Source organism: bacterium (assembly GCA_021372615.1).
In the GTDB taxonomy this organism is placed as follows: domain Bacteria; phylum Armatimonadota; class Zipacnadia; order Zipacnadales; family UBA11051; genus JAJFUB01.
Genome location: JAJFUB010000029.1, coordinates 101,446 through 114,944 on the forward strand (window position 1 = coordinate 101,446; position 13,499 = coordinate 114,944).

The 13,499-nt window shown below is 70.6% G+C and carries 6 protein-coding genes; 2 read left to right on the forward strand and 4 right to left on the reverse strand.

Translation table 11 applies throughout. From position 1 onward, the window contains the following. Nucleotides 1-3 precede the first annotated feature (3 nt). Nucleotides 4-261, reverse strand: a complete 258-nt coding sequence (locus LLH23_05180) for a hypothetical protein (protein ID MCE5237866.1) — start codon at nucleotides 259-261, stop codon at nucleotides 4-6. A 136-nt stretch (nucleotides 262-397) separates the two neighbouring features. Between LLH23_05180 and LLH23_05185 the strand changes: the two genes are divergently transcribed. Beyond that, nucleotides 398-2,896 carry a tetratricopeptide repeat protein gene (locus LLH23_05185; GenBank protein ID MCE5237867.1) on the forward strand — a complete coding sequence of 833 codons (2,499 nt, stop codon included), beginning with the start codon at nucleotides 398-400 and terminating at the stop codon, nucleotides 2,894-2,896. 6 nt (nucleotides 2,897-2,902) lie between these two features. Here the strand turns inward: LLH23_05185 and LLH23_05190 are convergent, their stop codons facing one another. From LLH23_05190 to LLH23_05200, 3 genes are read right to left on the reverse strand one after another with little or no spacing between them, the layout of a single operon-like run. Continuing rightward, the gene (locus tag LLH23_05190) at nucleotides 2,903-4,909 is read right to left on the reverse strand and encodes a caspase family protein (protein MCE5237868.1); all 2,007 of its coding nucleotides are present in this window, start codon (nucleotides 4,907-4,909) and stop codon (nucleotides 2,903-2,905) included. 19 nt (nucleotides 4,910-4,928) lie between these two features. Next, nucleotides 4,929-7,961, reverse strand: a complete 3,033-nt coding sequence (locus LLH23_05195) for a CHAT domain-containing protein (GenBank protein ID MCE5237869.1) — start codon at nucleotides 7,959-7,961, stop codon at nucleotides 4,929-4,931. After that, nucleotides 7,951-10,290 (reverse strand): hypothetical protein, encoded by a 2,340-nt coding sequence (locus LLH23_05200; protein MCE5237870.1) that lies wholly within the window; start codon nucleotides 10,288-10,290, stop codon nucleotides 7,951-7,953. The genes LLH23_05195 and LLH23_05200 overlap by 11 nt, the downstream gene beginning before the upstream one ends. A gap of 254 nt (nucleotides 10,291-10,544) precedes the next feature. Between LLH23_05200 and LLH23_05205 the strand changes: the two genes are divergently transcribed. Beyond that, on the forward strand, nucleotides 10,545-13,415 hold the full coding sequence (locus LLH23_05205) for a hypothetical protein (GenBank protein MCE5237871.1): 2,871 nt from the start codon (nucleotides 10,545-10,547) through the stop codon (nucleotides 13,413-13,415). Nucleotides 13,416-13,499: the final 84 nt, after the last annotated feature.

Sequence of the window (13,499 nt, forward strand, 5' to 3'; positions counted from 1 at the left end):
GCCTCACCGTCCCGACCCCGATAGCTCGATCTTGACATTCCCTCGATCCTCTCCCGCCAGACTCACCTCGACAGGCAACGGAAGCGATGCCGTCAGGTGCTTCGCCACCATCCCGTCCACGTTCGCCCTGCCCCACCGCGTCCTGCAGGCCTCGACCGGCTGGCCGGGCCGCCCCGGCCGATTCACGATGAAGCTCCTATCGTGTCGCTTGACATTGCCCTGCCGGACGGTCACCATGCCGTCGTGGCGAGACAGACGCACGACGGTCTTTCGCCGGCGGGTGAGAAGCGGTAGAATCACGGCACGGGCAGGCGGGCGATCAGTCACCCGAGGACGCCGAGGTTGGCAGACGCCGGCACGGATCGGCCCGACCCCTCCCGCCCGCACAGAGGTCGAGATGACACATCCGCGGTACCGTGGTCCCCATGCCGGCCGTGTCGTCACCGGCCTATTGCTCCTCCTGCTGGCCGTGCAGTCACATGGCGCCTGGGCCCAGCAGGCCGAACTCCGGGCTGGCAGCGGGGGTGTCGTCGGTCGCCTGGTCGTGCTGCCGACGCGCGGGTCCGGGCTGTACTCGTGGGCGCTGCCGGTGACACTGGGGGGACTGCTCAAGCAGGCGCAGGTGGACACCGTGAGCACGGAGGCCCTGGCGGCCCTGCTGAAGGAGCGGAAGCTGGGCGACCTGGCAGGCGGTCTGCCCGCGAACTGGTCCCCCGAAACGCTGGCGGCTGCGGCCGAGGCCGGGCAGGTAGGGAAGGACAGCGGCTACGTGCTGATGGCCTCGTGGAATACCGCGCAGCCCGACGAGAAGCAGTGGGCCGATGACACGCCCTTCTGGCTGCTGGCGACCCTCAAGAAGGGCAACACCACCGTCTTTGGCACCACGCGCCTACCGCGCGAGGAGGGCAGGTTCTACCCGCTGGCCGACTACCAGGTCGCCATTCAGGACCTCGCCGAGATGGTCGCACAGAACATCAGCCCCGGCGCCCTCGAACAGGCCCGGCGCGCCGACCGGTGGCGACAGCAGATCACGCCGACGCAAGTGCGCCTGCTGGCCGAGGCGGAGCAGGACATCGCCGCCGGGCGCCTGCAAGAGGCGCGGACGAGGCTTGAGCAAGCCCAGGCCGGCGCCACGGGCGCGGCCGGGGCGCTTGTGGCCATGCGGCGCCTGGTGGAGGTGAACGCGGCCCTGGGGAGGCAGGACCCCGGGCGCGCGGACGCCATCGGCAAGCAGGAGGAGCAAGCCGGACGGGCGCTCGCCGCGCAGAGCGGACGGGCCCGCGCCTGGGCGGAGCTGTCGGTGGCGGAGGGTCTCCGCCTCCAGCGCAAGTGGCCGGACGCGGCCGAGGCGTACCTCGCCTGGATCCAGCACCTGGCGGACGAGCAGCTCATGCAGCCCGATGAGTTCCTCCCCGAGGCGGCCCGCCCGGAACTCGATGCCCGCAAGCCCCGCCTCTGGGGCCACCTGACTACCCCCGGCCTCGAAGCGCAATGGTGGGCCACGGTGGGCCTGGCCCTGTACCGGGGCGTGTCGGGCGCCGTGGCTGAGCCGGTCTGCGCCTATGCTGCCCAACGCGCCGCCGCGGAGCCCGACCCGGCCAGCCGCGCCGCCGCCTTCGTCGTGCTCGCCGACCAGGCGAAGCTGCGCAGCGACTTGCAGGCGGCGCTGGCAGGATACCAACAGGCCCTGGCGATCCGCGAGCAGATGTCGCCTGGCTCGCTGGACTGCGCCGCCGTCCACAACAAGCTCGGCAATGCCTACGCCGACATGGACGACCAGGGGCGCGCGCTCGAGTGGTACCGCAAGGCCGTCACAATCCGCGAGCGGCTCGCGCCCGACACCCTCGACTGCGCGGTCAGCTACAGTAACCTCGGCACCATCCACACCTCCCGGGGCGATCTGGACCAGGCGCTGCAGTGGTATGCGAAGGCGCTGGCCATCCGCGAGCGGCTGGCACCCGGCTCGCTGGGTTGCGCCAGCACCTACAACAACATCGGCGCTGCGTACCGGAGCCAGGGCGACGACGAGCGGGCCCTGGCGCGTTTCCGGCAGGCGCTGGACATCTACGAGAAGGAAGCGCCCGGCTCCCGCGACTGTGCCGTCATCTACAACAACCTCGGAAACGTCGCCTGCGACCAGGGCGAGATGGACCAGGCCCTGGCGTGGTACGAAAAGGCGCTGGCCATCCGGGAGCGTCTCACGCCGGACTCGTTGGCCTGCGCGGCGGTGTACAACAACATCGGGACCGCCTACGCCAACCACGGTGAGTACGACCGCGCCCTGCAGTGGCACCAGAAAGCGCGGCCGCTGCTGGAGCGCCGGGCCCCGGGCTCGTCACTGTGCGCGATGAGCTACGCCAACATCGGTCAGGTCTACGGCCACCAGGGGAACTCAGGCGCGGCAGTGGAGTGGCTGCAGCAGGCGCTGTCCATCTACCAGAGGCTGACGCCGCGTTCGCTGGACTGCGCCTGCACTGACTCGGCCGTGGGGTTCTACCTGCTGAACCTCGACAGGACCGAGGAGGCGCTCACTCATCTGACACGGGCCGCTGCCATCTCGCCGCAGGATGCGGGGGTGCAGGTCAACCTGGCGTGGGGGCGGCTGACGCTCAAGCAGCTGGATCAGGCCGTCGCCCTCCTCGACCGCGTCTGCGCGCGCCCCGCCAGGGATCTGGCCGGGATCGTGACCACCAAGGACGAGAGCCTCGCGAAGCACTTGCTGACCCAGGGGAACCCGGGCGGGTACTACCTGCTCGGGCGGGTGTGGGAGGCTGCGAACCAGGTGGAGTGGGCTGTGGACGCCTATGGTCGGTTCGTCGAGTCCGCCCGGGGCGACCGCACGTGGCGGCTGCTCGATGAGCACTTGCGGTCAAAGAGGCTGGGCGCCGACAAGTAGCGCGCCTCAGAACTCCAGGGGTGCACTCAACGGGACGCGATCCCATGCTGCGACAAAGGTCTCGCTATCGGCCCACCCCTCCGTCGGGATGCTGTTAGCCGATGGTCCGCCGAGCGTCGTGCGCAGCAGTTGCAGCATCGCCTGCGCCGGGTCCGTCTTCCCCCCCGCCGCAACCTGCGCCACTGCCGCCGCCTCGGGCGGCCGGGCGAACGCAAAGACCTTGGCCACGGCCAGCCGCATGTCGTGCGGGGGCCCTCCGGTCGGCAGCGTGAGCATCGCCTCGCCCGCCTGAGCGGGGCTGATCGCCTGCGGCGGCAGCACCACGACGCGCCCCGTCGTGTCGGCTGCCACCACGACCACGTGGCACGGCGCGCTCGCCTCCAGCTTGAGCTTCACCGTGGCGCCGGGCAGATACAGCGGCCGGTCTCGGTCGGGGGTCACCGACACCCGGAACGTATGGCCGTGGTTCCGCAGCCACGCTGCTCCCTGGACCGCCCGCAGGTAGTGCAGCATTCCCCGCAGCCATGTCACCGAGTCCTCCAGCGACCGGGGGGCGGGCCTGCCGTGCGCCAGTCGGCAGGGGAAGTCGGCCGCCCTGGCCCGCGCGAACGGCCGTGTCACGTTCTCTTCCTCGATGCTGACCCACATCCGGTAGTCCGTTCCCGGATCGCGGGCCGACTCACTCAGTTGCACGTACGGCGCCGCCCCGAGTCGCTCCCGCACACCTCGGCTCTCGTCCGGCAGGTCCAGTCCGAGCGGATCGGCCGCCTGCGCGCACACGCGCAGCTTCGGCAGCACGATCTGCTGCAGGCGCGCCACCGCCGCTCGGGGTCCGCCCGTCTCCGTCGTGCCGGCCAGACGCGCCATCCCCCCACCCTCCGGTGGCGCTTCCAGCGTCGCCGACGGCGCCACGGGTGTTCCGACCGGTCTTGGCTCCCCATACACCGCCAGGGCACTCCCCGCCCCCAGGAAGGGGTCAGCCGGCATCACCAGCGCGCCCTCGTGTGGCACGGCCACATAGTAGGGCAGCCCGGCCGGCGACGCGGCGGGCTGTACGAACGGTGCAGCCCCCAGGCCCTGCCCGTGGGCATTGGTCGTCTGCCCGATGCAGCCCAGCACCGACAGGAACCGCGCCGTGCGCGCGATGTCGTCCCATGATTGGTTCTCCGGTCCCGCGGTCAGCGCGCGCACCAGGGAGCCTGTCAGCACCCCCGTCTGCCGCAACTGGCCTCCGACCGGCAGTTCCGGCCCGACGCCCGACGCCACCTCCCACGACTGGCAGGCCGTCACGGTCACGGTCCGTCGCTGGATCGCCGCCAGGTCCTCCGGGCTGATCTGTGGCGCCAGCCCCGCGGCGGCCAACGCCGGCGTCGCCACCGGTCGCGTCTCTGGCTCTGTCGCCGAGTACCGGATGGGCGGCTCGGGGCCGAAGGGCGAGCGCAGCACATCCATCGCCAGCGCCCCACCGCCGGAATGGCAGGCGTCAATGACGAACACGGACTGCCCATCGCGCAGGCGTGAGTGCAGCCAGCGTAGCTGCGAGAAGGTCAGCACCTGTGGCGGGTCGGTCCTCGCGTAGTCCGAGCCGAGCAGCGCCTCCTCGTGGATATTGGCGCCCCCGCCTGTGTAGTGGAGGAATGTCCCGTGGCCGGAGTAGCTGAAGAAGATGAGGTCGTCCGGGCCGGCCCTGCCGAACCAACTCGCGAAGCTCTCCGCGATGTTGGCGCTGGTGGCTGGCCCGGCGGCGGGCGTCTGGAGCGGCCACTGCTCCGGGGGGCTGAGCAATACCCGGATGTTCTCCGGCTTGAACCCGAAGCGACGCACCAAGACCTCGTACAGTGACAGCACGTCATTGACCGTCGTCGGCAGGTCCGCCGGCTTGAGGTTCGGCCCCTCGTCGTAGACTGCACAGCCGCACAGGAGCGCGTACTGCTCCGCCGTCGCCGGCGCGGCGAGGAATGCCGCGGCCAGCGCCATCGCTGCCCCCATCGTCGCCCGGCGCCTCGTGACCATCGTGCCTCTGCCTGTGCTGCTAGTTCGCCGCACACTTGCGCGCCGGGTCGCCGTGCACCTCGAACCCCGCCCACCATGTGGGTGTGGCGTACGGTGTCCTTGAGCCCGCCGCCTGCCGGCGCACGATCTCCCGCTTGGCTGCCAGTACTGCCTCGCCCACCGGCAGCCCGCCCTTCATCCACGCCTGTGAGAACGCTCGCCAGAAGTCCACCGTGACTGCCGGGTCGCACTCCCACAGCGAGGTGACCAGTGCGCTGGCTCCGGCGATCAGGTAGCCCCGCGACAGGCTCAGCAGGTCGTCCCCCGGCCGCCCCATGTTGCCCGAGCCCCGCGTGCCGCCGGCGGCCATCGCCTGGCCGGTCTGGCATGCTGCCAGGAACACGACGGGGACCGCGATAGGCAGCGTCATCGTCTGGGCGAGGTCCAGGGGCTCGCCCTCGCGCATGGCCGCCTCGTGCTCACACCCGGGCGACGGCGCCAGCCGCAAGCACGAGGCCAACGGGTCGCGCCAGTTGGCCTGTCCGTGGCAGCCCAGAACCGCCAGCGCAAGTGGCGCCTGCAGCACTTGGCGCGCCGCCGACGGCGTGGCCGCAGCGGCCTCGTACGGCCCTGGGGCACGTACCTCCGCCGCTACACTGTCACTGATGGGCCCCAGCTTCGCGACCGCCTGCTGATAGGCGTCCCCTGCGGCCACCTGCGGATAGCGGGGCCGGTTCACGATCCCGACACCGGCGGTCGGCGCCCCCGCCTGCCGGCGCAAGGTGACAAGCGACCCGGTCGTGGGCAGGTACGCTACCGCCCGGACGCGGCCCTCCAGGCCCCAGAAGCGCGTGTCTGCCGGCACGGTCGCAGCCGTCTCGGCCGGCGCCCGGTCGTCAGGGAAGCCCGCGATGAGCGCCTCGAAGGGGAGGTAGTGCATGACCCCATGCGGCACGACGATGACGGTCCGCGCCTCGCCGATCTCGGCTGAAACAGGCGCGATCAGGAGGTCGTAGAGCAGGCGCAGCGCCTGCGGCCACTTCCCGACCACCGGCTGCGTCCCGCCCTCCGGCGACGTCACCCCGGTCCGCTCCGGCCACAGGCCCTCCTGCGTGGCCTGCACCAACCTCGCCACGACGGCCTCCAACTCCTGACTCTCCTGCAGCCCCAGCAGCTTCGCCGCCACGGCGCGGTTACTGCCGAGGTCTAGTGCCACCAGCGTGGGCGGCCCCGTCTTCCGGAGCACCGTGACCGTCCCCACGTCGCGCCACAGGCTGTAGGCCACGATGACCTCATCGTCGTGCATGGCCGATTGGACCTGCACGAGCGACACGCGCGTCGCCGCCATGGCCTCGCCGTAGCCCCGCTCGGTCCCCGCCGCCAGCGCCGCGGCCATCTCGACCCACTGCCCCCTCATGCGTGCCAGGTCCTGCTGTCCGACCTCGCCAAGGGTCCCGCCGGCGGCCTTCTCTTCCAGGCGCACCAGGTCGTGCCGCAGGCGCTCGGCAGCAGCGATCACCGGGACTTGCGACTCCCGCCACACGGCTCCCATCTGCACCAGGTCCGCGAACGTTCGGGCTTTCGCGAGATCGGACACCTGCCACGCCATCTCCTCCCAGCTCGCGCCCCACTCGCCCAGCAGTTCCTCCGGGAAGGGCTTGCCCTGCTGTCGCAGCCAGAGCAGGACCGCGTTCAGTCGCCCGAACATGGCGTCCCTGGTGCGGCGGTACTCCGCGCCCTCCGCCGGGGCCAGTCCGGCCACCGTGCGCTCGCACAGCCCGATCCCATGCAGATAGACCAGCACCGCCTCGATCATCTGTCCGCCCAGCTCGAGCGCCCGGGCCTCCTGCGCCATCGCGTCCAGCGCCTCCCGGTACAGCCCGAGGCCCTCCAGGGCATCGCCGGAGCGCCGCGCCAGTCGCTGCGCCCGGAGCAGGCCCGGGGTCGGGTCAGCCGGTGACGTCACCAGCACCTCGTATGTCAGCGCCCGCGCCAGGTTCTGCAGCAGCATCCAGTGCAGACGCATCGCTGGCGGCGCCTGGGCTGGCGTGCGGCCCGCCCCCACCAGGCGCGAAGCCTCCTGCAACAGCCGCGTCGCCTCTGTGGGCGGGGCCGACTGTCGTACCGGCTGCAGGAGAGCCTCCTTCTGTGCCGCCGTCAACCTTGGGTCGTCAAAGGAGGTGGCGTAGAGCAGAACCTCTCCCAGGTTCAGCAGGGCCAGTGCACGATTCTGCAGCAACGTCGCCTGGCTGGCGCTCACGGGGTTGGGCACGTCGCCGTACGCCTCCCACGCCTCGCCGGAGAGCCGTACCGCGGCCTTGAGCAGCGCGACAGCCCGAGCGGGCCCCCCGCCGGCATCGGACAGCTCATTGCCCTGGCGCCGGCAGGCGTCAGCATAGTCGTTCAGCGCACTGCACAACGCCCCGGACGCCAGGCTCCGCTGGTCCGTGTCACCCGCCGTTGTGCGCAGGTCGCGAAGCTTCTGCACCACGGGCCCGAGCAGCCTGTCCGGGTTCGCGTCGGGGAGAGTACGGCACGAGTGGTACGACCGTTCGGCCTCCATCTGCCGGCCGATCACGCGGGCCCCAAAGGTGTCACCGAGTCGCCCCACCACCGCGTCGGCCGCGGCGACCTCGGCCTCCCATGTTCGCTCGCGAAGCCCGTCGTATGCGGCACGGCGGTCGGGGCCGAGTTCGTCGCAGCGGCGAGCCACGATCAGGTGCAACCGTGCCGCCACCTCCCAGGCGTCCGTCCCGCAGTCCCCCAGGCCCCGTGCCGCCGCCTCACCGGAAGCTCCCGCGAGCCCGGCTGCGGACAGGACTTCAGCCTGCCGTTCGTGCAGGCGCGCTCGCGCCCAGCGCGTCGAGGGGCTGTCCCCCCGCAGGCCATCGAGGGGCGTCTGCAGGTCTACGGGGTTGCCGGCGCGTAGCAGTGCCGGCAGGTCCACCCCCGCCGGCGCCGCCGGGTCGCCCGATACCGGCCCCGCCCACATCGCCACGGCGACCAGCATGGCGCCCAGCGCGGCCCGGCACCAGCTCCGCCCGGCATGTCGCGCCACCGCTCTAGTGCTCACCGCTGCCGCTCCCGCCGGACGCTGGCGGCTTGCCTGTGCCGCCCGGAGGAGGCCCGCCGCCCGGACGACCACCGGCGCCCTCGCCCGGTCCCGACCCCTTGCCGCCGGCCTCAGCCTTGCCCTTGCCGCCTCCGCTCTCACTGGTACTGGCGCTGGCCCGGGTGCTGCTGCCGCTGCGGCTGCTCCCGCCGCCGCTGCTGAGGCTGACTCCGCTGCTACTGCTGCCCACGCCGAGCGGCACCTGCACTCCGCACCCCAGCATCAACTCGCCGGGCTCGTCGTGGCTGGAGAAGGTGCTGCCGACGGTAAGGCGCAGGCCCAGGCTGTGCCACAGCCACCAGCCGCCCACGGCTGGCTGACTCCCTCCCTCGCCGGCGACCATCCCTGCGCTGAGCCCCCAGCGGCCCGGCTTGACGCGGTTGGCGATGTTGAGCGCCTCGGTAGGAACACCCGTCGCGATCAGACGCACCCGCAGAAAGCGCACATACCCCAGCTTGTCCTGCTTCTGAGGCGTCCCCTCATAGGCGAGGTGCTCGCGGTAGGGGTCCTCGAACCAGGCGTCGGGTCCCAGCGACTCCGCCCGCGCGCTGTCGTCCTCCAGCTTCTGCTGGATCCGTGCCTGGAGCATGGCGACGTCGTCCGGCGTCGGCCGCTGGGGCAACTGCCCGTAGCGGTTGTAGCCTGCACACAGGGCGGTCCACGTCTCCTGCGCGTCAGGCGCTCTCAGCCCCGTGGCCTGCAACTCGCGTGCGCGACACAGATCCAGCAGGTCCAGTTGGGCCTGGTAGGCTGCTCCCCGGGCCTCGGCCTCGCTACGGCGCTCCCGGTCATCCTTGCGCAGCGCAATCTGCGCTTCGACCAGCGCCTTGTAGGCAGCAGCATCCTTGTCCGGCTGGGCTTCCCGGATGATCTTCGTGAGCCGGTCCAGCTCCGCCGCCGATGCCTCCGCCGCCTGCCTGGCTGCCTCGTGGCGCGCGCGGGCGGCCTCGCAGAGCGCCTGGGCCCGCTCCCGGTAGGCTCGTTCGCCCTCCCCGGCGCGGATCTGCCCCGACCGCCCTACCAGCGGGTACCGCCAGAACTCGATGACCATGTTCGCCTGTCCCAGCGACCGGGGCGACCGGTCATAGGACGTCGGTTCCAGAGCCCTCTCCAGCCCGTAGTAGGCCCGCGCGGACTTCCCCGGGGTCCACACCACGCCCGTCTGCAGGGGGAGGCCACTGCTGCTGAGTGCCGGGACGATGCTGCCGGCGGCGGTGCCCGCCAGCAGCCCCGTCAGTGCGCCGACGATCCCCACCGCGTCACGGGCTCCCGGCCCTCCGCGGCCGACGCCCTTCTCGCCCCGCGCGCCCAGCGGCAGCGGACCCTCCGAGATGATGACGACATTGCTCCACGAGCCCGGCGTTGCCGTCACCTCGGCCACGGCCTCCGTATCCGGGATCCCCACGCTGATCCTGCCGGTGGCGTCCTGGGGCAGTGGCCAGCAGAAGTACCCCGCTGTGTTCGTGGCGACGGTCCAGGCTTTGCGCTGGCCGCCCGGGGTGCCCGTGATGACCACCTCCACTGCCTGGCCCGGTGGCACGAGGCTGCCGTCGTCCCTCTTCATGAGCACGAGTCCCTGAACTCCAGCCGAGGCAGCCAGGAGGTCTCGTTGGTTGGCCGACTCCGCCCACTGCCCGGTAGCCTCTGGGACTGCGGGTCTGCCCGACAGCGCCCCCCACACCCGCGCCCGGTTGGCTCCGTCGAAGTCCACGAACAGCCGCGGGGCCGAGGAAGACTTCAGCAACTCCCACAGCAGGCGTTGCTGGGGCAGATCATAGCGCGTCGGCGCGCCGGCCCCGGGCTTCCCGCCAGGGCCGGGCGGCGCATCCTGTATGCCGGCGCCGCTCTGGAGGCCCACGAGGTCGGCGACCAGGTCACTGAATGCCTGCTCGCTGAAGCCCTCGGTGAGCGCCGGCGCATGGCGCCGCCGCAGGTAGCTCAAGCGCGCCGGGGTTAGGACGATCGGCGGCCCTTCCTGGACCGCGTCAGTCGCCCCCCGGGGTCTGTCCAGGTCCAGCAGCATGACCTCGAAAGCAGCCGCCGAGGCCTCCGGCTCCGCGTCGGGGTCCACGGGGGTGAGCCCGACCTGGGTGCCGGGAAGCGCCGCCTCATCGGTCACGAGGTAGCCCCGGGCATCGAAGGTGTAGGCCAGGGGGCCCGTAGTCACAGCGATGACTTTGGCTCGCCCCGGCTGACCTACACCACTCCCTGTCGCCGCCCCTGCCAGCAGCAGAACGACGAACGCCGTTTCCAGTCCTACGGTCCAGCCACGTCCTCGTGTCGCATGCATGTGGAACCCTCCACTCGGGATGGACCCGACAGAGTCCGCCGCCTACCGACGCGGAACCGCGTGCCCCAACGCCTATACCAATATGCTCTCTTTGTGTTCCACGTTCCTGCTCCCTGGCGACTCCCATCGGCCTCCCTGCTTGTCCGGGTGACCGGGCAGAGACCACCCGTAGCAGGGAAAGGCGACCGCGCGAGGGAAGAGACGACACTGCACCAAGCAGGTAGCGCCCGACCGGAACGACGGAGGAATTCGCGATGCTCAGACCCGTACTGACGATGCTGGCCGTGCTCTCAGCACTGGCGTGTGAGGCGGCGCCGGCCGCATGGCGCAACATCATCCCCGAGCCGCGCAGCATCAAGGTGACCGGGCAGCAGTTGGAGATCGTGACCGCCGCCGGGCCACAGGCCACGCTTGTCCTGGGGGACGGCAGCCGTCAGACGCAGATCGGCGCCGAGGAGATCAACCAGCGGCTGACAACCCTCGGCCTCGCGCCGCTGCCGGTCAAAGCCTGCGCGAGCGTTGAGGACCTCAAGGGCGTTACCGGGCTGCCCATTGTGCTGGCCGCCTGTGAGGCCGGTCCGCTGGCGCGGTCGCTGGTCAAGACGGCGAAGGCGAAGATCACCCCCACCGATCCGGGCCCCCAGGGATACCTCATCCAGTTCCCGAAGGTCGGCTCCCGGCAGGTCGCGCTGCTGTGCGGCAGCGACTCCCTGGGCACTCTCTATGCGGCGGTTACGCTACGCTACTTCATCGAGAAGGCCGGGGACCGGGGACTCCTGACGGTGGGAGAGGTCCGCGACTGGCCTGACTTCAGGATCCGCGGCACCGGCTCCCTGCAGCAGATGCGCAAGTGCCTGCCCGTGTACGGCGCCAAGGGCGAAGACTACGTCAAGGCCCTCCAGGGGCAAGTGGACTGGATGCTGCGGTGCAAACTCAACATGCTCGGCGACTTCTTCTACGGCAGTGAGAAGGTGCCGGGCGTGACCACTGTGGCCGAATGGGTCAAGCCGATCAACGACTACGCCCACGAGCGCGGGTTCCTGTGCGAGGAGTACCAGTCCACCAATGTCGGCACCGAGGCCGCCAACAAGAACGACCCCCGCTTTGCCGGGCTGCAGCTCCTCAACGGGATGTACTTCACCTGGAGCAATGACGAGCTACTGCACCAGCGCGCCCGCGAGATGGCGGCGTTCTACCAGGCGGCCGGGCTGGACTGCGTCGTCTTGCACCCCCAGGATGGCGGCGGTGTCCCCGACCCGGAGCTGTGGAGCAAGCGCTCGGAAGCCGACAAGGCCCGCTGGGGCGATGACCGCGCGGCCGCCGATGCTCACGTCTTCGGCATCTACTATGAGGAGTTCCGCAAGGTCAACCCGAAGCAGACCATCGTCTTCGTCATCTACCCGTACAGCGCCATCTACCTGGATGTGGAGGGCATCCGCAAGTACTACCCGGAAGCTACCCTCGCGGAGATCGAGAAGACCGGGCGCGACTACCACCAGCGCATCGGGCAGCTCATCCCCAGGGACGTGGCCGTCTGCGTCTGGCTGGGCGAGCGCAAGTTCATGGACCAGTTCCGCGCCTGCTACGGCGACCGGCCGATGTACTACTGGTACAAGATGGCCTCCGGCTGGGTGGACTCCGGCTGGATCATCACCGCCTCGCGGTTCATGGGGTCCAACTTCTACGGCAACAACGGCGACATCATGGCCACGCGGATTGACCGCAACTTCCCCAACTACATCACGCGGGCGGTGGCGGGGCAGTTCGCCTGGAACGCCAAGAGTGAGGGTGCCGAGGCCTTCACCGGCTCCTACTATGACTTCCGCACCGACAACGGCCAGAAGCCCACGCCGGTGATAGACCGCTGGACGCTACTCGCCTGCCGCAACATGTGGGGCGCCGAAGCGGGCCCGCTCGTCTTCGAGGCCTTCAACAAGGGCATCATCCCCTCGCTCATCGTCCAGCCGGGCAGAGTCGTGGAGGACCCCAACCGGGCCCTGCGCAAGCAGAACCTGCCCCCCATCGAGATCACGCCCGAGATGATGCTGCAGCAGGCCCAGAGCTGCCGGGCCGCGGCGGCAGCGCTGGACCAGGCCCGGCCGCTGGCTGCCGGCCTGGAGGACATCCCCGCGCGGCTGTTCACCTACTACCTGCAGCGCACGCACTGCCTGGCGCCCTATGCCCAGGCCCACTACCACCTGATGATGGCCAACCAGGGCGTGTCCGAGGGTGCGGCCGACAAGGTCGAGGAGCACGTCAAGGCGGGGGAGGCGGTGATCCAGGAGGGACTGGCAGACCTGCAACGCTTGCAGCAGGAGACCGCCGACCTCAAGCAGTTCGACGCCACCTTCTACCGCAACGCCAAGCGGGGCGCGTATCCGGCGGTGCCCGGCGTGGACGCGGACTTCGGCAAGCTGCGGGACTCCCTGGTGGCCGCGCGGCGGCGCATGGCCGACCGCGCGCTGAAGGTGCAGCGGGTGAAGCACGACGGCCCGGTGCGGGTGGCGATCTACAGCCCCGCCGCCGACGGCGGCAGCGCCATCGGCGAGAAGAGCTGGGAGCTGACCCTCAAGGGCCTCGAGGGCTACGAGGTCACGCTGACCGACGATCTGAGCCTGTCGAACCTGCTCAAGTACGAGGTCCTGCTCTACCCGCAGTGCACCACGGGTCGCAGCGCCGGGCGCTACGAGTTCCTCGAGGTGCTGCGGCGCTTCGTGCAGGAAGGCGGGGGCGGCGTGCTCTTCGCGCACAACTCAGTCGGCTTCGAGCGCAGCCAGTTCGGCTACGAGACGACCTTCCCGCAGATCGGGCTCGGGGCGGCGGAGCGGCTGGACAGCAACCGCGTCGTCGTCGCCGCCGAGCACCCGATCACAACGGGCCTGAAGGTGGGGGACGAGGGCACGCACAGCTACTGGGACCACCTCACCATCAAGCCCGGTAGCAAGGGCACGGTCATTCTGAAGGACCCCGCGGGCGGCGCGGTCATGGTCGCGGGCCAGCAGCGCCTGGGGCGCGTCATCTACGACGGCACCATCCTGCTCGCCAAGGACAACAAGCCCACCGCGGCCGAAGGCTTCGAGCGGCAGGTGTTTCTGAACGCGGTGAAGTGGCTGGCCAGCCGCTAGCTGATCGCCAGGTATGCCCGACACTCCTGTCGGGCGTCTTCTGCTAGCATAGGCGGCGGGTGGCGCGTCGTGTGCGCCGGGCCC